The following is an 18,954-nucleotide window of genomic DNA, read 5'->3' as shown; positions in this document are numbered from 1 at the left end:
GGCGGCGGCGGTAAAACGCCCCCCGACCTCGAAGAGATCCTCCGTCGTGGCCAGGACCGTCTGCGTGGCATCATCCCCGGCGGTTCCATGGGCGGCGGCAAGGGTGTGGCCGTGGCCGGCGGCATCGTGCTGTTCATCTGGCTCGCCACCGGCATCTATACGGTCGCGCCGCAGCAGGTCGGTATCGAGACGATCTTCGGCCGCTACACGAACACCACCGGCCAGGGGCCGCATTACAACTTTCCCTATCCGATCGGCGCGGTCACCAAGCCGAATGTCGGTCAGGTCAACAGCGTTCAGATCGGCTACCGCGCAGGCGCCGGGTCTCAGTCTCGGGGCCGCGACATGCCTGAGGAAAGCCTGATGCTCACGGGCGACGAGAACATCGTCGACCTCGATTTCGAGGTGCAGTGGCGCATCAATCCGCTGAAGGCGTCGGACTTCGTCTTCAACCTCGAGAATCCCGAAGGGACGATCAAGGCAATTTCCGAGAGCGCCATGCGCGAAGTGATCGGTCGCCGGAATATCCAGGCGATCCTGACCAACGAGCAGTCCAGCGTGGCCCAGGAGGTCAAGGAGATCACCCAGAAGGCTCTCGACGAGTACGGCGCCGGTGTTCGCATCGAAGTCGTCCAGCTCGTGGCCGTCAACCCGCCGCCGGATGTTCGGCCCGCCTTCATCGACGTGAACGCGGCTCAGCAGGATGCGGAACGCGCTCAGAACGAAGCCCGCACCTATGCGAGCCGCGAGGTTCCGCAGGCTCGCGGTAAAGCCTCGCAGATCGTCCAGGCCGCGGAAGCCTACAAGACCCAGGCGACAGCGGATGCTACCGGTCAGGCGGCCCGATTCCAGCAGGTCTACGAATCCTACAAGCTCGCACCGGCTGTCAGCCGTGAGCGCATCTTCCTCGAAACGATGGAGCGGGTCCTGGGCTCGGTCAACAAGGTCATCATCGACCAGAACGGAACCGGCGTTGCCGGTGGAGCAACGGGCGCAGGCGTCGTTCCGGTGCTGCCGCTGACCGAATTCGGCAATCGCAACACCAATACGGGAGCTGGACGATGAACAATCCCGCTCTTCGCACCGGCGTTCTCTTCCTCCTCGCGGTGCTCGCCGTCGCGCTCTATGCTTCGGTCTTCACCGTCGGACAGATGCAGCAGGCCCTGGTGATCCAGTTCGGCCGCGTCCGCACGGTCCTCAATCAGACCGGCACCGAGAAGCCGGGCCTGTACTTCAAGGTTCCGCTGATCGAGAACGTCGTGCTCTTCGACAAGCGCGTCCTCGATCTCGATCTTCCGGTTCAGACGCTTCTGACCGCCGACCGGCAGAATCTGGAAGTCGATGCGTTCGCCCGCTACCGCATCGTCGATCCGCTGCGCTTCTATCAGTCGGCGAATAACGTTCTGCGCGCCAACACGCTTCTGGCGAGCTTCACCAACTCGGCCCTGCGTAACGTGCTCGCCCGTTCGACCCGCGACGCCATCGTGCGGACCGAGCGTTCGCATCTGATGAACGTCATCCAGGGTGATGTGAACAATCAGGCGAAAGAGTTGGGCGTGGAAATCGTCGACCTGCGCATGACCCGAGTCGATCTTCCGGCGCAGAACTCGACCGCCGTCTACAAGCGGATGATCACCGAGCGTAACCGTGAGGCCGCCGATATCCGCGCGAACGGCGATCAGATCTCTGCGACGATCAAGGCGAAAGCGGACCGCGACGTCACCGTCGTCCTGTCGGAGGCCAACCAGACTGCTGAAACCCTGCGAGGCCAGGGCGATGGCGACAGAAACCGGATTCTCGTGGAGGCTTTCGGCAAGGACCCTGATTTCTTCGCCTTCTATCGGTCGATGCAGGCTTACGAAACTGGTCTGAAGGGCCCCGAGACACGCCTCGTCATCAACCCGAACTCGGATTTCTTCCGTTATTTCAACGATCCGCAGGGGCGTCCTCCGGCAACTGCACCGCGCGCGTCGGGTTCGGCGGATGCGGCTCCGACGACCGGGACCGTCCGCTGAAACGGGCGTCCACTGACCGACCTACCCTTGATCGTCCGCTTCGGCGGACGATCTAAGCCTCGTCTCAACAAGAGGTCGACCATGATTTCCGCCGCGAGCGCCAGAACGGCGCGACGTCCCCGAGCGTTCCACCAGACGGCACGCTCGGCCTTCGCCGCCGTGTCGTTCGCCACCGCGGTGGCGTTCACAGGCCTCGCGACTCCGGCCCTGGCGAAGGGACCTGAATCCCTTGCCGATCTCGCCGAAAAGGTGACCGACGCCGTCGTCAACATCTCGGCCTCTACCACAGTGGAGTCGAAGACGCCCGGCCGGACGATGCCGCAGCTGCCTCAGGGCACACCATTCGAGGATCTCTTCGAAGAGTTCTTCAGCAAGCGTGGTCAGCGCGGTGACGGGGATTCACCGCGTCCGCAATCGCGCAAGTCGAACTCCCTCGGCTCGGGATTCATCATTGATGCGTCGGGCATCGTGGTAACGAACAACCACGTCATCGGAGACGCCAACGACATCCAGGTGATCCTGCACAACGGCACCAAGCTGAAGGCAGAGATCATCGGCAAGGATCCCAAGATCGATCTCGCCGTTCTGCGGGTGAAGCCAGAGGCCGACAAGCCGCTGAAAGCTGTGCCCTTCGGCGATTCGGAGAAGATGCGTCCCGGCGACTGGGTCATCGCCATCGGCAACCCGTTCGGCCTCGGCGGCTCGGTCTCGGCCGGTATCGTTTCCGCGCGGGGCCGCAACATCGAGTCCGGCCCCTACGACAACTACATTCAGACCGACGCGGCCATCAACAAGGGCAATTCCGGTGGCCCACTGTTCAACATGGACGGCGAGGTCATTGGCATCAATACGGCGATCCTGTCGCCGACGGGTGGCTCGGTCGGCATTGGATTCGCCGTTCCTTCCGCTACGGCGTCGCAGGTCATCGACCAGCTTCGTGAGTTCGGCGAGGTTCGTCGTGGCTGGCTCGGCGTGCGCATTCAGAACGTCGACGATGCCACCGCCGACGCCCTCGGCCTCAAGGGCGGTGCCAAGGGCGCGCTGATCGCAGGCGTCGATGAGAAGGGTCCCGCCAAGACGTCCGGCCTCGAAGTCGGTGACGTCATCACCAAGTTTAACGGAACGACGGTGAAATCCTCCAGCGACCTTCCCCGCATCGTCGCATCGACGCCGGTCGGCAAGGTGGTCGAGGTCATCGTGGTCCGGAAGGGTACCGAGACAACCAAATCGGTCACCCTTGGCCGCCTGGACGATCCTGAGAAGCCGCAACTCGCCAATGCCAAGCAGCCTGAGGCGGAGCCCGCGATTCGGCAGGCCCTCGGTCTCAACCTGTCCGGGATCACCGACGAGCTGCGCCGCCGCTTCAGCATCAAGGACAGCGTGAAGGGTGTGGTCGTCACACGCGTCGACCCGAACTCCACCGCCGCCGACAAGCAGATCAAGCCCGGCGAGGTCATCGTGGAGGTCGGTCAGGAATCCGTCTCGTCCCCCGCCGACGTGACGAAGCGGGTCGATCAGCTGAAGAAGGAGAACCGCAAATCGGTTCTCCTCCTCGTGGCGGCCGCATCGGGTGATGTGCGCTTCGTGGCGATCGGCCTGGAATAAGCGCCGTCTCCATCGACAATATCGGCCCGTCCCGTGCGCGGGTTGGGCCTCGCTATGCCGCCCGGCAGGGACATTCGGCTTGTGCGACTCGGCGGCCGGCGCGTAGGCTCATCTTCACGATGAGACGAGACAACCGATGACGGCGGTCGCCTTCGACACCCTCAAATTCGCCCGCTCCCTTCGCGAGAAGGCGAAGCTTTCGTCCGAACAGGCCGAAGGCCTCGCGGACGCATTCACCGAGCTGTTTCAGGGCGACATCGCAACGAAGTCCGATATCGGATCGGTGAAAGTCGACATCGAGGCACTTCGCTTGTCGACACGAGCCGATATCGAAGCGCTCAAGCTGTCCACGAGATCAGACCTTCGCGAAGCCGAGGCACGGTTGGAAGCCAAGATCGAAGCCACGAAAGCCGATATCATCAAGTGGATGTTCGGCACGATCGGCTTTCAGACCCTGATCATCCTCGGCGCCGTCATTGCCCTGGCACGGATCGTCCGCTGACGCCTCAGTCCTACGCGACGAACTCGTTCGCTCCGTAACCCTGCAGGTAGAGAAGCGCGGTCAGGTCGCCGTGGTCGATGCGGACATCCGCCGCCGCCGCGACCTTGGGCTTGGCCCGAAACGCCACGCCGAGGCCGGCCTCGCCGAGCATATCGAGATCGTTCGCTCCGTCTCCCACCGCCAGCGTATCCTCACGCTCAAGTCCGAAACGCGAGCGCAGGGCGATCAGCGTCGCGCGCTTGGTCTCCTTGCCGACGATCGGCTCCAGCACCTCGCCGGTGAGATGGCCGTCCTTCACCCCGAGGGTGGTGGCGTGGGCCTCGTCGAAGCCGATCGTCGCCGAGATCGGTCCCGTGAACAGGGTGAACCCGCCGGAGACCAGGCAGGTATGGGCGCCGTTGGCCTTCAGCGTCCGGACGAGGACGCGCCCCCCCGGTGTCAGGGTGATGCGGTCCCGGATGAGATCGTCCACCACGCCGACCGGCAGATCGCGCAACAGGGCGACACGCTCGCGCAGGGCCGGCTCGAAGGCGATTTCGCCACGCATGGCCCGCTCGGTGATGGCGGCGACGCGGTCCTTCAGGCCGATCGTGTCGGCGAGCTCGTCGATGCATTCCTGTTCGATCATGGTGGAATCCATGTCGGCCAGGAACAGCCGTTTGCGGCGGTGGGCGCCGGCCACCTGCACGGCGACGTCGAACGGTTCGGCGGCGAAGGCCGCCCGTAGCCGCCGCGCCGTTGCGGAAACCTCTTCACCGGAGCCGGGAAACAGGATCTCCGCCGCCACCTCGCCATGGAGTATACGCGGTTGATGATCGGTCCGCAGCACGGAACGGGCTTCCGCGAGAACCGCATCGGTGATGGCGGGGCGGCTCTCGTTTGCTATCAGGGTCGCGACGAGGGTCATCGGGGAGTGTCCACGCCTTGCCGCCGGTCACGGACGGATCACACAGTCAGGCGCCCCCGGCGGCGATCCTCATCGCAGGGCCTACCGCCTCGGGCAAGTCCGGCCTCGCGACGGAACTCGCGCGCCGTCACCACGGCGTGGTCATCAATACCGATTCCATGCAGGTCTATGCCGACCTGCGACGGTTGTCGGCGAGACCGAGCGTCGAGGAGGAGGCGCTGGCGCCTCACCGGCTCTTCGGCGAAGTGGATGGCGCGGTGAATTACTCGGCCGGGCACTTCGCCCGCGATGCCGCGAACCTCCTCGACAACCTGAACGGCCGGCTTCCGATCTTCGTCGGCGGCACCGGCCTATATTTTCGTGCCCTGGAAGAGGGGTTGTCGGACCTGCCGCCGGTCCCCGATGAGATCCGAACCGCACTTCGCTCACGGGCCGAGGACCGGGCCACCGACCTGCTCCATGCCGACCTCGCGGAGGTCGACCCCGCCGGAGCGGCGACCCTGCGCCCCACCGACCGCGCCCGGATCATGCGCGCGCTCGAAATCTTCGCCGCCACCGGGCGGCCGATCTCGGCGTTTCATGGCGAGCGCGTCGCCGGGCCGCTGGCGGGCAAACGCCTGGTCAAGCTGTTCCTCGCCCCCGAACGCGAGACCCTGCGCGCCCGGATCGACCGACGTTTCGTGGCGATGATCGAGGAGGGCGCCCTCGACGAGGTCGCGGCCCTGCGGGAACGCCGCCTCGATCCGCTCCTGCCGATCATGCGCGCCCACGGCGTGCCGGGCCTCATCGCCCATCTCGACGGGACGATCCCCCTCGCCGAGGCGATCCAGCGCGGCCAGGGCGATACAAGGCGCTACGCCAAGCGGCAATTCACCTGGTTCCGCCACCAGATGGGCGAGGACTGGGCCTGGACCGATCCCGACGCGGCCCTCGCCGTGGCGACCAGCCTCATTTTTCCAGGCGGGCGATGAGGCTCGACGTATCCCAGCGGTTGCCACCCATGGCCTGCACGTCGGCATAGAACTGGTCGACGAGGGCGGTGACCGGGAGCTTGGCGCCGTTGCGCCGGGCTTCGAGGAGGAGAATGCCGAGATCCTTGCGCATCCAGTCGACGGCGAAGCCGAAATCGAATTTTTCGGCATTCATCGTCCGACCGCGATTCTCCATCTGCCAGGAGCCGGCCGCGCCTTTCGAGATCACGTCGAGCACCGCATCCACGTCGAGCTCGGCACGCTTGGCGAAGTGGATCGCCTCCGACAGGCCCTGGACGATGCCGGCGATGCAGATCTGGTTGACCATCTTGGTGAGCTGGCCGGAGCCCGCCGGTCCCATCAGGCGTGAGGCCTTGGCGAAGCTGAGGATCGCGGGCTCGACCTTGGCGTAAGTAGCCTCGTCCCCGCCGCACATCACGGTGAGCGCCGCGTTCTCGGCGCCGGCCTGTCCGCCGGAAACGGGAGCGTCGATGAAGCCAAGGCCGAGTTCGGACGCGGCCTGGGACAGTTCGCGCGCGACCTCGGCCGAGGCCGTGGTGTGATCCACGAAGATCGCTCCCTTCTCCATTCCGGCGAAGGCGCCGTCCTCACCCAGCGTCACGCCGCGCAGGTCGTCGTCGTTGCCGACGCAGGCGAAGACGATCTCCTGTCCGGCAGCCGCCTCGCGCGGGGTCTTGGCGAAGGCGCCCCCATTGGCCTTCACCCAAGCTTCCGCTTTGGCGGTGGTCCGGTTGTAGACGGTGAGGTCGTAGCCATTCTTGGCGAGATGACCCGCCATCGGGCCGCCCATCACACCCAGGCCCAGGAACGCGACCTTCGCCATCATCCGTCTCCATCCGTCACTACGTTTGCGGCGGGTCTAGATTCGATGGCCGGAGGGGTCAAACGCGAGACGGTCTCAGCCGCCCGTGACGCTCATATGGCGTGGCACGGCGGCCGGACGGGCGCGCTCGATGACGAAGTCATGGCCCTTGGGCTTTCGCGCGATCGCATCGATCACGGCTTGAGTGACGAGGGCGTCGTCCGGTGAGGCGCGCAGGGCCTCGCGCAGGTCGGCCGCGTCTTCCTGGCCGAGACACATGTAGAGCTTCCCCGTGCAGGTCAGGCGGACACGGTTGCAGCTCTCGCAGAAATTATGGGTCAGAGGCGTGATGAAGCCGAGCCGCCCCCCGGTCTCGGCGATGCGGACATAGCGGGCAGGGCCACCGGTGCGGTCCGGCAGCGGAATCATGGTGTATCGCTGTTCGAGACGTGCCCGGGCAACAGACAGGGGCAGGAACTGGTCGGTGCGGTCACCATCCACTTCACCGAGGGGCATCACCTCGATGAGGGTCATGTCCATGCCATCGCCATGGGCCCAGGCGATCATGTCGGCGATCTCGTCTTCGTTCACGCCCTTCAGCGCCACGGCGTTGATCTTGACCTTGATGCCTGCCTTGCGGGCCTTCTCGATGCCGTCGAGCACGACCTTGAGGTCGCCGCGCCGCGTCACGGCGCGGAACTTGTCCGGGTCGAGCGTGTCGAGAGACACGTTCACACGCCTGATGCCGAGTTCGGCGAGTTCCGATGCGAAGCGACCGAGCTGCGTGCCGTTCGTCGTCATCGTCAACTCTTCCAGGGCGCCTGTGCCTAGATGGCGCGACAGACGACGGAAGAGATGCATGATGTCGCGGCGAACGAGCGGCTCGCCGCCGGTGATCCTGAGCTTGCGCACGCCCCGGTCGATGAACACGCCACAGAGCCGGTCGAGTTCCTCTAGCGTGAGCAGGTCACGCTTGGGCAGGAACGTCATGTCATCCGACATGCAATAGACGCATCGCAGGTCGCAGCGATCGGTCACGGAGATGCGAAGATAGGTGATCGCCCGCTGGAACGGGTCTATCAGAGGCGCTTGCGCTTTCGAAGCTACGGGTTCGGCATAGGCAACACCCATGGGAGACTCGTGGCTCTTGGCTGGGGAGATTTCTGAAGCGTGGTCGCGCGAGGAACCTAGCATCCCTGGCATATGAGGCGTTGGTGGCCAGGGAGCAAGCGCATGCCGACGCATGCCCCGTACGCTCTACACATATATTGCATCCGAGACGGTTACAGGCATGAGAGTTCCAGTATGAGCCAGCATCACGCCGATCCCATCCCCACCGGACAGCAGGTCGCGGCACCGGAGCGGTGGCCCACCGAGATCCGCCTGTCAGGCGACAAGCGGACGCTGAACGTCTCCTTCGAGGATGGCGGCAAGTTCGCGCTGCCAGCGGAATATCTGCGCGTCTCGAGCCCCTCGGCCGAGGTTCAGGGCCATTCCCCCGCCGAGCGCAAGGTCATCGGCGGAAAGCGCGACGTGGCGATCCTTTCGGTGGAGCCGGTGGGCAATTATGCGGTGAAGCTGACCTTCGACGACATGCACGATACCGGGCTGTTCGGCTGGGCCTATCTCTACGACCTCGGCCGTGAGTACCGGAACCGCTGGGCGAAGTACCTGTCCGAGCTCGAAGAGCGCGGCCTCGTGCGCGATGCCGCCCGGCGTCCGGCCACCAATCCGGCAAAGAGCGAGCCTCCGAAGAGCGAGGGAAGCTGCGGAAGCGGGTGCGGATGTCACTGACCGCCACCGCGGACCCGAACGGTATCGCGACCCCGACTCCCGCCACCAGCCGCCGCATCCTGGCGCTGGCTTTGCCGATGACGCTCGCCAACGTCACCACCCCGCTCCTCGGTTTCGTCGGGGCGGCGGTGATCGGGCGCCTCGGCGATGCCGCCCTCCTCGGCGCCATGGCGCTGGGCGCGGTGGTATTCGATGCGATCTTCTGGTCCTTCGGCTCGCTTCGCATGGCGACGGCGGGGCTCACGGCTCAGGCGGTAGGTGCCCGCGACTCGGCCGAGATCGACCGGATCCTAGCCCGCTCGCTTGCGGCCGGCATCCTGTTGGGGCTCGTCATTGTCGCCGCTCAGGTGCCGATCGCGACCGGGGCCTTCGCGCTCAGCGGCGCGAGCCCAGCAGTAATCGCGGGTCTCGCCACCTATTTCCACATCCGCATCTTCGCGGCCCCATTCACGCTGGCGAACTATGCCATCCTCGGCTCGGTGCTCGGTCGTGGGCGGACCGATCTCGGACTTCTGCTTCAGGTGGCGATCAACCTCGTCAACATCGTCCTGACCCTCTTCCTCGTGCTCTGGGCGGATCTCAGCGTCGCGGGAGCCGGCATGGCCACTCTCGTCGCCGAAGCCGCCGGAACCGGCATCGGGCTCGTCCTGCTGGCCCGGCTCGGCTCGCGTCCGTTCGCGGTACCGTTCGCCGTCATTCGCGATCCCCTGGCATTGGCGCGCATGCTCAGCGTCAATGCCGACGTCATGATCCGCACCCTGCTGCTGGTCGGTGCCATCGCCCTGTTTTCCGCGCTCGGTGCGCGCTCGGGCGACGTGATCCTGGCGGCGAATGCCGTCCTGTGGAATCTCTTCCTCATCGGAGGGTTTTTCCTCGACGGGTTCGCCACCGCGGCCGAGACGCTGTGCGGTCAGGCCGTCGGCGCGCGTGACGAAGCCGGTTTCCGCCGCGCGGCCCGCCTTAGCGTAATCTGGTGCGTTGCCTTCGGCCTAGCGGTGGCGACACTGTTCCTGGCCTTCGGCGCGGCCTTCATCGATACGGTCACGACGAGCCCGGAGGTGCGCGAAACGGCGCGTGCGTATCTGGCGCCCGCCGCACTCGCACCTCTCGTTGCCTCCGTGCCGTTCGCCTTCGATGGAATCTACATCGGCTCCACGTGGACACGGGCCATGCGCAATCTGATGATCGCGGCCACCGGCGTTTACGCCGTGGCGATCGGCATCGCTCACACCGCAGGCTTCGGGAATATGGGTCTGTGGCTCTCGTTCCTGATTCTGCTGGCGGCACGCGGCGCCAGTCAGGCTCTGGCCTATCCGGGGCTCGCCCGCCGGACCTTCGATAGTGCGCCTGCGGCAAGGGATGTGCGCGCGCCCTGATCGTCGGCGTCCGAGCCGGATTGCTGCCGTTCAGCTTTGATCGATACACTGATCACGTCTCACCTGCCGGGGATCGGCGCCAGTATCCATCCGCGCCGCCTCATCGGAGTCCTCCGTGCCCTATTCCACCCTCTCCGACGTCGCCCCCGCCATCGATACGTCGCCGCGCTTCGCCTCCTCGGTTCCCGACACCGTCATCGCGATCCCGGTCTATAACGAGGCCGAGCGGATTGAGGCCTGCCTCCGCGCCATCGACGCGCAGGAGGGCGTGCGTTCCGGCAGCCTCGGTCTTTATCTGTTCCTCAACAATTGCAGCGACGGCACGGATCGGATCGTTGCCGAACTCGTACAGGACATGTCGATCCCGGTCCGGGTCAGGATGGTGACCTTCGACGGTGCCCATGCCGGATGGGCGCGCCGCGCGGCCATGGAAGCCGCTGCCGAATGGATCGGCCCGGACGGCACCGCCGGAACGATCCTGACCTCGGATGCCGACAGCCGGGTGCCGTCGGATTGGGTTGCGCGCAACCTCGCCGCCTTGGATGCCGGGGCCGATGCCGTAGCGGGGCGCATCCTGATCGATGAGGACGAATGGGCGGCACTGCCCAAGTCGCTTCGCGCACGGGGCAAGCTCGAAGATGCCTACAGCGATCTCCTGACCGAGTTGGAAGCACGGATCGATCACGATCCGCACGATCCCTGGCCGTGCCACCGGACGACGATCGGCGCCACGCTCGCCGTCCGCCTCTCGGCCTACCGTAAGGTGGGGGGCATGCCGATGATCGCCCTCGGCGAGGACGGCGCTTTCGTGGCAGCCCTGCTGCAGCACGGGCTGCGAGTGCGGCACGCCAAGGACGTGGTCGTCACCGTTTCCGGCCGCCTGGTCGGCCGCGCGCCCGGTGGCGTCGCCGATACGATACGCGCGCGCTGCGAGGTGCCTGACAGCCTCTGCGATGCACGTATGGAGGCGGTTCCCCGCGCGCTCTACCGCTATCTGTGGCGACGCCGCCTTCGTCGGCTCCACGCCTCGAGCGCCTTGGCGACCACCACGGCCTGGGCACGCAAACTGTCGATCCCCGAGGCGGATGCCGTGCGGATCGCCAAGCAGCCTCTCGTCGGACTCGCGGTCGCCGAGATCGAGCGTGTCAGCCCCAAACTGGTCTACCGCCCGCTCGGCCCTCGGCAACTGCCCCGCCATATCCGCCTGGCGACGGTCGCCCTTACATTCCTACGCGCTGCTTCGGCCCTTAACCGCAAACTGCCGCCCCCCGAACTGCCTGAAGTCAAGACACTGCCTGAAGCCAAGACAATGGCGGTCGATCCCGCCTCTCGCTGAGCCTCGCGCTTCGACAAAGACGACGCCTTCAGATCGGCTTGCCTGCGATCCCCAGGCCGACTTTCTCGCCTCTCACCGAAAGAATGCCTCGCTTCAGGATCGCGTCTTCGAGTTCGTCGAAGGTTTTCGTGAGATGGGTCTTGGCCGTCAGGATGGTCGTGGCGCGCGGACGAGGCTGCTCCATCATCAGGCCGACAAGGTCGTCCGTACTTTCCAGGACGATGCGGTGAAGCGAGTGGATCGTAGGGTCGGGTTCGATGAACCGCATCGCACTATCGGTCCACCGCCTCAACTCGCCAGATAAATCCTCACCCACGGAAGCATAAGCTTCGATCTTCATGCGAACGTTCACGAAACTCGTCGCGATGTCTTTGTGCAGCTGCGTCATGACAATAAGGTCGGTCGGGGTTGGACTTCATAGGCCGTGAGGATAGTCTCTGTTCGTCAACAAAATATGGCATGCAAAATCGTGCGCAAAGTCGCACCGATCAGCCATGATTGGTGCTGGCCAGATATCGCGCGGCGTTCATCCGAACCACACGTTGTGCCGTCGTGACGGAGAGGGCCTGGAAGGCCGCCGTCATGCCATGCATCGCTTCGGGCGCCGTCGCGCGCTCCGAATGCGAGGTCGTGAACAGCTTGAGGATTTTCCAGCCGAACCGTACGGAGCGGACGAGATGATGTCTCCGGCCAAGCCCCCCAGCCAGCGCATCCCATTGTTCACGGATTGGTCGCGCGTCCGTTAACGCCCGGCCGTCGCCCGCCGCGAACCGACCATCCGGCGTGGGATGAGCCGCAACGGTATCGAAGGTGCCTTAGAAAATTCCCGATGATCGGTGATTCCCGCCATCGGGCTGAAAAACCGACGCCAGCCCTGTCCGTCAGGGTAAGGCCGGGCGAACGCCCTGGCTTCCTATAGGCGCAACACATTGGAAGTATTCTGATATATGGTTTTTCTCAAGAACCGGCTTTGCTTCCGACGATCGCTGGGCTACGCGCTAGCGACAATGCGCAAGATCACTCACTCCGCACTGATTTCCGCCTCCCTGCTGGCCTTCGCGGCCCTGGGCACCGGCTTCGCCTCGGCCAAGGAGACGCCGATCGGCCCTCCCATGCTCAAGGACGGACTGGAAGTGACGGCGGTCTATCTTCAGCCGATCGAGATGGACCCGCCGGACATGATGCGCGCCGCCGCGCAATCCGACATCCACCTCGAAGCCGATATCCGCGCGGCCAAGGACAACCGTAACGGGTTCGCCGAGGGCGACTGGCTGCCCTCCCTCGACGTGAGCTTCGAACTGACGAAGCTGGAGGGCGAGGCCGCCACGGGTCCGAAGGTAAGCGGCTCGCTGATGCCGATGGTCGCCAATGACGGCCCGCATTACGGCGACAACGTCAAGCTGAGCGGCCCTGGCCGCTACCGGCTCAAGCTCACGGTGGCGCCTCCCGGCAAGAACCAGCATTTCGGCCGCCACGTGGACAAGGAGACGGGTGTCGCCGAATGGTTCAAGCCCTTCGACCTGATCCAAGACTTCACCTTCGCCGGCACCGGCAAGAAGGGCGCGTATTGAGCACCGTGATGCAGCACGTCCGCAGCCTTGCACTCGCCTGCGCCTTCATGGCAGCCGGCATCGGCTTTGCATCGGCCAATGACATGCCGGTGATCAAGGTCGAGATGAAGGATGGCATGATCATCCCCGAGATCATCGAGGTGCCGGCTAATACCCGCTTCAAGCTGGAGATCACCAATACCGGCACCTCGCCGGTGGAGTTCGAGAGCATGGAACTGAAGCGCGAGAAGGCCCTGGCCGCCGGCTCGACCTCGGGAATCGTATTCCGCACCCTCGACCCCGGCACCTACGACGTGTTCGACGACTTCCACCCGGAAGCCAAAGCCAAGCTGGTGGCGAAGTAGCCCGATGGCGGCGAGCGTCTCGACGGACCTGCGTGAAGCCTGGATCGACCAGCGCCTCGCGGAACTCGGCCATTGGCTCCAGCGCCACGGCGGAATCATCCGCAGCGTGCAATGGGCTGTGGTCGCGGTCTACCTCGTCCTCGTGGCCGTGCCGGCCTTCCTGCCCCTGCCGGACCGGACCGCCCATCTCTGGAACAACCTGACCGTCCTCGCGCAGTTCGCGTTCTGGGGCATCTGGTGGCCCTTCGTCCTCGTGAGCATGGTCCTCGTCGGCCGGGCCTGGTGCGGGGTGCTGTGCCCAGAGGGCACGCTCACGGAATTCGCCAGCCGCTGGAGCCTCGGCCGCGCGGTGCCGCGCTGGATCACTTGGGGCGGATGGCCCTTCATCGCGTTCGCCGGAACCACGGTCTACGGCCAGATGGTCAGCGTCTACGGCTACCCGAAGCCCGTCCTGGCCGTCCTCGGCGGCTCGACGGTGGCGGCGATCGCGGTGGGCCTCGTCTATGGCCGCAACAAGCGCGTCTGGTGCCGATATCTCTGCCCCGTGAACGGAGTCTTCGCGGTGCTGGCCAAGCTCGCGCCGGTGAGCTTCCAGGTGGACCGCCCCGCCTGGGCCGCCTCCGACAAGCCGCAGGGCGCCGCCTTCAACTGCGCTCCCCTGGTGCCGGTGAAGACCATGCGCGGGGCCGGCTCCTGCCATATGTGCGGGCGCTGCAGCGGCTATCGCGGCGCGGTCCGCCTCGCCCGGCGCTCCCCCGCCTACGAGATCGTCCATGTGGCCGGCACCGAGCCGAGCCTCGAACAGACGGTCCTGATCCTGTTCGGCATGATGGGCCTCGCGGCCGGTGCCTTCCAATGGTCGTCGAGCCCCTGGTTCATCGACGCCAAGCAATGGCTCGCCACCTGGTTCATCGAACACGGGATGGTCTGGCCGCTCGAGACCACCCTGCCGTGGTTCGTGCTCACCAACTACCCCGAGCACAACGACGTCATGACCCTGCTCGATGGCGGCCTGCTGCTGGCCTATATCGGCGCCGCGACGATCATCCTCGGATTCGGCCTCTCCGCCCTCGTGGCCCTCGCCACGCGCTTTCTCGGCCCCTGGTCGTCGTCGCGTTTCCACCACCTGACGCAGACGCTGATCCCCATCGCGGGATGTGGCGTCTTCCTCGGCCTCTCGGCCCTCACCGTCACCTTCCTGCGCGGGGAGGGGCTCCCGCTTCCCTACGTCGCCGAGATGCGGGCCGGGCTGCTCATCGGCGCGAGCCTGTGGAGCGCGTGGCTCGCCTGGCAGGTGGCGGGGCTTACCACCGGCGGATGGCGCCGGGCGGGCGCGACGGCCTGCATCGCCGCCGCCGCCACCCTGTCGGTTTCCGGCTGGGTGCTTCTGTTCTGGATCTGGTAGGGCGCTCACACCGCCCGCCCGCGACATCGAAGGAAATCTCCGCATGATCGGAGCATTCGTCATCGCCTTCCGCGAGGTCATCGAAGCCGGCCTCATCATCGGCATCGTGCTGGCGGCCACGCGCGGCATCACCGGGCGCGGCCGCTGGATCGGCCTCGGCGTGGTCGGCGGGCTTGCCGGCGCCTGCCTCGTGGCGCTCTTCGCCGAAGCGATCTCCGACGCGTTCGAGGGCGCGGGTCAGGACATCCTCAACGCCGCCGTCCTCGCCACCGCCGTCGTCATGCTGATCTGGCACAACACCTGGATGAGCCGCCACGGGCGCGAGCTCGCGGGCGAATTGAAGGCCGCCGGAGAATCCGTGCGCAGGGGGGAGACCACATCCGCTGCCCTGGCCTTCGTCGTCGGCGCGGCGATCCTGCGCGAGGGCGCGGAGCTCGTCCTGTTCCTCTACGGCCTCGTCGCGTCGGGCACGTCCGGCCCCGATCTGCAGATCGGGGCGCTGGCCGGAGTCGGCGCGGGCATCCTGATCTCGGCGGTGAGCTATTTCGGCCTGGCCGCGATCCCGACCCGCTACGTCTTCTCGGTGACCAGCGCGCTCATCATCTTCCTCGCCGCCGGTCTCGCGGCGCAGGCGGCGCAGTTCCTCACCAATGCCGGGCTCGTCACCGTGCTCGACCGGCCGCTCTGGAACACCGCCAACATCCTGTCCGAGGGCAGCATGGTCGGCCGCGTGCTCCACGCCCTCGTCGGCTATACCGACCGCCCGACGGGGCTGCAGGTCATCGTCTATCTCGGTACGATCCTGGTCATGGTCGCCCTCATGCAATGGTCGTCGGCGGACAAGCGTCGGCGGACACTGCGGACGGCGTGAAGCGGAGACACAGGCCGTGCATGTGACTCACGATTCGGCGGCCCCGGCGGCCGCCCCGATCAGCTTCGACGAGTTCCTCGCCGTCGACATCCGGATCGGCACGGTGGTCTCCGCCGAGCCTTTCCCCGAAGCGAGGAAGCCGGCGATCAAGCTCATCATCGATTTTGGGCCGGCCATCGGCACCAAGCGCTCCAGCGCCCAGATCACCGAACATTACCGGCCGGAGGATCTGGTCGGCCGGCAGGTCGCCGCGGTGGTGAACTTCCCCCCGCGCCAGATCGGTAAGTTCCTCTCGGAGGTCCTGACGCTGGGCTTCGCCGATACGAACGGTGCCGTCGTACTGTTCCGCCCCGACCATGCCGTGCCGGACGGAAGCCGCCTGTTCTGAATGTAGACTTACCGCCGGCGGGGAGCGGTAGCTATCCAGGCCTGCACTCGCGCGGCCATCCCGGCCGGATCTCCGCTGAGCGCGAGGATTTTCTGCCTCGAGGTCTCGCCCGCCGCGATCCGGATCTCAGACCGTCGCAGTGACAGGGCCTCCGCCAAGGCAGCGATAAGAGCCGTATTGGCGGCGCTCTCCACCGGCGGCGCGGCGACCCGCATCTGTACCCAAACTCGTCCATCGGCGGTCTCGACCAGCCCGTCGAGGCCCGTTCGGCTCGCACGTGGCGTCAGACGCACGGCGAGCCGAATCCCCTCCAAAGTCAGCGTATAGGGACACGCCTCGGTCATGGCATGGCCGAGGCGTGGCAACGGCTCTCCGCCGACGGCAAGATGATTCCAATTAGCCGCAACACCAGACCCCTTCCTCAGTGCGATCCCGGCGCGAGGCAAAAGCGGAGCATCGGCGAAAGTCTTCTCTCCGGATTTCTCCCAAGAGACCTATGCGGCGGTCTTCGGCACGCACGGCCGCTTGTCAATCGCGCATCATCGGCGCGCATTTTATATCCGGAGGGCTGTCGCGGCAGCCGTGTTGCACTAAGCTGCACCGCATCGTCACTGGAATGCGTTCATGTCCGATCTTCGCCTGCGCCGCAGCGTCCTTTACATGCCCGGCTCGAACCAAAGAGCCCTCGACAAGGCGAAGACGCTGCAGGCGGACGCTCTGATCCTGGACCTCGAAGACGCGGTCGGGCCGGACGAGAAGGAATTGGCCCGGGATCAGGTCTGCGCGGCCGTGAAGTGTGGCGGGTATGGTAGCCGCGAGCTCGTGATCCGCGTCAATGCTCCCCAGACTCCCTGGGGCGAGGCGGATTTGAAGGCTGCGATTCAGGCCTGTCCCGACGCCATCCTGATGCCGAAAGTGTCCTCGCCTGCGGTTCTCGAGAGCATCGCCAACCATCTTGAAGCCCTCGACGCACCCGAGAGCATCGATGTCTGGGCGATGATCGAGACACCGGCGGCGATCCTCAACATCCAGGAGATCGCCAAGGCCCGGCGCGACCGGCGCACCCGGCTCACTTGCTTCGTGCTCGGGACGAACGATCTCGCCAAGGATACCTGGGCCCAGCTCGTGCCGGGCCGGGTGCCGATGCTGCCCTGGATGATGTTCACCCTCGCCGCCGCCCGCGCCGAAGGACTCACCATCCTCGACGGCGTGTGGAACGATATCGGCGATGTGGAGGGATGCCGCACCGAATGCCGGCAGGCACGCGACCTCGGCTTTGACGGCAAGACGCTGATCCATCCGAACCAGCTCGAACCGGCCAACACCTCCTTCGCCCCGACCGAGGAGGAAGTCCGCCGCGCTACCTTGGTGATCGAGGCCTTCGACAAGCCGGAGAATGCCAAGCGGGGTGCCATCAAGGTCGAGGGCCGCATGTACGAGCGCCAGCATATCAGCATGGCGCGCCGCGCGGTGAACTGGTCGGAATCTATTGCCGCCAAAGGGTATTGAGGCAGGTCATCTCCTCCATGAACGGCGGAGAGCCCCCCCTCTCCCCGCAGGCGGGGAGAGGATCGCGGACACCTTGTCGTGTCCGCGATGAGCGGAGGCGAAGCCGGAGCGACGGTGAGGGGGCGATTCCGAAGGTGTCTCATCCGAAATCGCCCCCTCACCGTCGGCTACCGCCTCGACGCGCCGACGACGCGGTCGTCGCGTCCCTCTCCCCGCAAGCGGGGAGAGGGACGCGCACCCGGCGCAATCGGGGGAGGGGTGCGGGAACAACGGATCGGGCGGCGGGATTGCCCGTCCATAGCGCTTCACCCCATCCAGCCCGGTCCCGCCTCCCTCATGAAAGCGGGACGGCTCGGTCGCGTGAACGGGTGAACGCGAGGCCTCCCGGTCGGGGGTCTGTCTCATTCCCGTTAAGGACAGCACGCCCCTCATGAGCCCGATCCTCGAACCCTTCACCCTCGGCGACCTCACGCTCAAGAACCGCGTCGTCATGGCTCCATTGACCCGGAGCCGGTCCTCCGACGAGGGCATCCCCCCGGATTTCGCGGTCGCTTACTACGCCCAGCGCGCCAATGCCGGTCTCATCATCTCGGAGGCGACCAACATCTCGCCCCAGGCGGTCGGCTACGCCCTGACGCCGGGCATCTGGACCGATGCGCAGGTGGAGGGATGGAAGCCCGTCACTGCGGCGGTTCACGCCAATGACGGGCGCATCTTCCTGCAGCTCTGGCATACGGGACGGATCTCGCATCCCGACGTGCAGCCGAACGGCCAGTCGCCGGTGGCGCCCTCGGCCCTGAAGCCCGAGGGTATGGCTTTCACCAAATCCGGCATGAAGCCGCATGAGACGCCCCGTGCGCTTGAGACGGACGAGATCCCGGGCATCGTCGAGGATTATCGCAAGGCCGCCGAGAATGCGAAGCGCGCAGGGTTCGACGGTGTCGAGATCCATTCGGCCAACAATTACCTGCTCGAACAATTCGTGCGCGATTCCACCAACAAGCGGACCGACCAGTATGGCGGCTCCATCGAGAACCGCCTGCGCTTCCCCCTCGCCGTGGTGAAGGCGGTGACGGAGGTCTGGGGCGGCAAGCGCGTCGGCATCCGTCTTTCGCCCGCCACCACGGAGCCGGGCAAGACGCCTCTCGACAGCGATCCGAAGGCAACGTTCGGCGCCTATATAGACGCGCTGAACGCGTTCGATCTGCTCTACGTCCACACGATCGAGGGCGTGACACAACAGACCCGCGACGTGCCGGACGAGGTCGATTTCAGTCAGATCCGCGAGCGTTTCCAGGGCGCCTATATCGGCAACAACCAATACACGCTCGAACTCGCCGAGAAGGACCTCGCCGGTGGGAGAGCGGACCTCTTCAGCTTCGGCCGGCCCTATATCGCCAACCCCGATCTCGTGGAGCGTCTCCGCATCGGCGCGCCGCTGGCAGAAGCACCGAAAGCCTATTGGTATGGCGGGGGAGCCAACGGCTATTCCGATTGGCCGGGCATGAACGGCCCCATCGCGTTCCGGCGCTGAGGC

At 65.8% G+C, this 18,954-nt stretch carries 20 protein-coding genes; 15 read left to right on the top strand and 5 right to left on the bottom strand.

Going from position 1 to position 18,954, the window contains the following annotated elements; genetic code table 11:
- From hflK to IPV08_RS16655, 4 genes are all read left to right on the top strand, one after another.
- A partial coding sequence (gene hflK, locus IPV08_RS16670) for an FtsH protease activity modulator HflK (RefSeq protein ID WP_207412671.1) occupies positions 1–1,065 on the top strand: 1,065 nt, incomplete at its 5' end.
- Positions 1,062–2,015 (top strand): protease modulator HflC, encoded by a 954-nt coding sequence (locus IPV08_RS16665; protein WP_207412670.1) that lies wholly within the window; start codon positions 1,062–1,064, stop codon positions 2,013–2,015. The genes hflK and IPV08_RS16665, both read left to right, overlap by 4 nt.
- 81 nt (positions 2,016–2,096) lie before the next feature.
- Positions 2,097–3,620, top strand: a complete 1,524-nt coding sequence (locus IPV08_RS16660; protein WP_207412669.1) for a Do family serine endopeptidase — start codon at positions 2,097–2,099, stop codon at positions 3,618–3,620.
- A 136-nt stretch (positions 3,621–3,756) separates the two neighbouring features.
- Positions 3,757–4,122 (top strand): DUF1640 domain-containing protein, encoded by a 366-nt coding sequence (locus IPV08_RS16655; RefSeq protein WP_207412668.1) that lies wholly within the window; start codon positions 3,757–3,759, stop codon positions 4,120–4,122.
- Between the two features lie 10 nt (positions 4,123–4,132).
- Here the strand turns inward: IPV08_RS16655 and serB are convergent, their stop codons facing one another.
- Entirely contained in the window at positions 4,133–5,029 is an 897-nt protein-coding gene (gene serB / locus IPV08_RS16650) for a phosphoserine phosphatase SerB (protein ID WP_207412667.1), read from the bottom strand.
- A 17-nt stretch (positions 5,030–5,046) separates the two neighbouring features.
- On the opposite strand from serB, the gene miaA reads away from it, so the two are divergent.
- Positions 5,047–6,000, top strand: a complete 954-nt coding sequence (miaA, locus tag IPV08_RS16645) for a tRNA (adenosine(37)-N6)-dimethylallyltransferase MiaA (RefSeq protein WP_207412666.1) — start codon at positions 5,047–5,049, stop codon at positions 5,998–6,000.
- Here miaA and IPV08_RS16640 read toward each other — a convergent pair.
- On the bottom strand, positions 5,978–6,844 hold the full coding sequence (locus tag IPV08_RS16640) for an NAD(P)-dependent oxidoreductase (protein ID WP_207412682.1): 867 nt from the start codon (positions 6,842–6,844) through the stop codon (positions 5,978–5,980). The genes miaA and IPV08_RS16640 overlap by 23 nt on opposite strands.
- A gap of 75 nt (positions 6,845–6,919) precedes the next feature.
- Positions 6,920–7,954 carry a GTP 3',8-cyclase MoaA gene (moaA, locus tag IPV08_RS16635; RefSeq protein WP_207412665.1) on the bottom strand — a complete coding sequence of 345 codons (1,035 nt, stop codon included), beginning with the start codon at positions 7,952–7,954 and terminating at the stop codon, positions 6,920–6,922.
- A gap of 174 nt (positions 7,955–8,128) precedes the next feature.
- Here moaA and IPV08_RS16630 point away from each other — a divergent pair, with 174 nt between their 5' ends.
- The 3 genes from IPV08_RS16630 (at position 8,129) to IPV08_RS16620 (ending at position 11,329) form a co-directional block, all read left to right on the top strand.
- Complete coding sequence (locus tag IPV08_RS16630; RefSeq protein WP_207412664.1) at positions 8,129–8,617, top strand: DUF971 domain-containing protein; 489 nt, start codon at positions 8,129–8,131, stop codon at positions 8,615–8,617.
- Positions 8,608–9,993, top strand: coding sequence for an MATE family efflux transporter (locus IPV08_RS16625; protein WP_207412663.1), 1,386 nt, complete (start codon positions 8,608–8,610; stop codon positions 9,991–9,993). Before IPV08_RS16630 ends, IPV08_RS16625 begins: the two co-directional genes overlap by 10 nt.
- A gap of 151 nt (positions 9,994–10,144) precedes the next feature.
- Positions 10,145–11,329: a glycosyltransferase family 2 protein gene (locus IPV08_RS16620; RefSeq protein ID WP_348646142.1), complete on the top strand. Its 1,185-nt coding sequence runs from the start codon at positions 10,145–10,147 to the stop codon at positions 11,327–11,329.
- Positions 11,330–11,357: 28 nt separating this feature from the next.
- On the opposite strand, the gene IPV08_RS16615 is transcribed toward IPV08_RS16620, so the two are convergent.
- On the bottom strand, positions 11,358–11,717 hold the full coding sequence (locus IPV08_RS16615) for a hypothetical protein (protein WP_207412661.1): 360 nt from the start codon (positions 11,715–11,717) through the stop codon (positions 11,358–11,360).
- A gap of 619 nt (positions 11,718–12,336) precedes the next feature.
- Between IPV08_RS16615 and IPV08_RS16610 the strand changes: the two genes are divergently transcribed.
- Genes IPV08_RS16610 through IPV08_RS16590 form a run of 5 tightly spaced genes read left to right on the top strand, consistent with a single transcriptional unit; the run spans position 12,337 to position 15,908 of the window.
- Entirely contained in the window at positions 12,337–12,900 is a 564-nt protein-coding gene (locus IPV08_RS16610) for an iron transporter (RefSeq protein WP_018042582.1), read from the top strand.
- A gap of 8 nt (positions 12,901–12,908) precedes the next feature.
- Positions 12,909–13,244: a cupredoxin domain-containing protein gene (locus IPV08_RS16605; protein ID WP_207412660.1), complete on the top strand. Its 336-nt coding sequence runs from the start codon at positions 12,909–12,911 to the stop codon at positions 13,242–13,244.
- Positions 13,245–13,248: 4 nt separating this feature from the next.
- A complete protein-coding gene (locus IPV08_RS16600; protein WP_207412659.1) occupies positions 13,249–14,649 on the top strand; it encodes a 4Fe-4S binding protein in 1,401 nt (466 codons plus the stop codon).
- Positions 14,650–14,692: 43 nt separating this feature from the next.
- Positions 14,693–15,520 (top strand): FTR1 family protein, encoded by an 828-nt coding sequence (locus tag IPV08_RS16595; RefSeq protein ID WP_207412658.1) that lies wholly within the window; start codon positions 14,693–14,695, stop codon positions 15,518–15,520.
- 16 nt (positions 15,521–15,536) lie between these two features.
- A complete protein-coding gene (locus tag IPV08_RS16590) occupies positions 15,537–15,908 on the top strand; it encodes a tRNA-binding protein (RefSeq protein WP_207412657.1) in 372 nt (123 codons plus the stop codon).
- Between the two features lie 8 nt (positions 15,909–15,916).
- On the opposite strand, the gene IPV08_RS16585 is transcribed toward IPV08_RS16590, so the two are convergent.
- The gene (locus IPV08_RS16585; protein WP_207412681.1) at positions 15,917–16,252 is read right to left on the bottom strand and encodes a DUF167 family protein; all 336 of its coding nucleotides are present in this window, start codon (positions 16,250–16,252) and stop codon (positions 15,917–15,919) included.
- A gap of 280 nt (positions 16,253–16,532) precedes the next feature.
- On the opposite strand from IPV08_RS16585, the gene IPV08_RS16580 reads away from it, so the two are divergent.
- Positions 16,533–17,417 carry a CoA ester lyase gene (locus tag IPV08_RS16580; RefSeq protein WP_207412656.1) on the top strand — a complete coding sequence of 295 codons (885 nt, stop codon included), beginning with the start codon at positions 16,533–16,535 and terminating at the stop codon, positions 17,415–17,417.
- Between the two features lie 430 nt (positions 17,418–17,847).
- A complete protein-coding gene (locus tag IPV08_RS16575) occupies positions 17,848–18,951 on the top strand; it encodes an alkene reductase (RefSeq protein ID WP_207412655.1) in 1,104 nt (367 codons plus the stop codon).
- The last annotated feature ends 3 nt before the right edge of the window (positions 18,952–18,954 follow it).

Origin of the sequence: Methylobacterium sp. SD274, assembly GCF_017355285.1 — a bacterium.
In the GTDB taxonomy this organism is placed as follows: domain Bacteria; phylum Pseudomonadota; class Alphaproteobacteria; order Rhizobiales; family Beijerinckiaceae; genus Methylobacterium.
The sequence above is the reverse complement of the archived record's forward strand: the minus strand, read 5'-3'. Positions and strand labels throughout refer to the sequence as shown.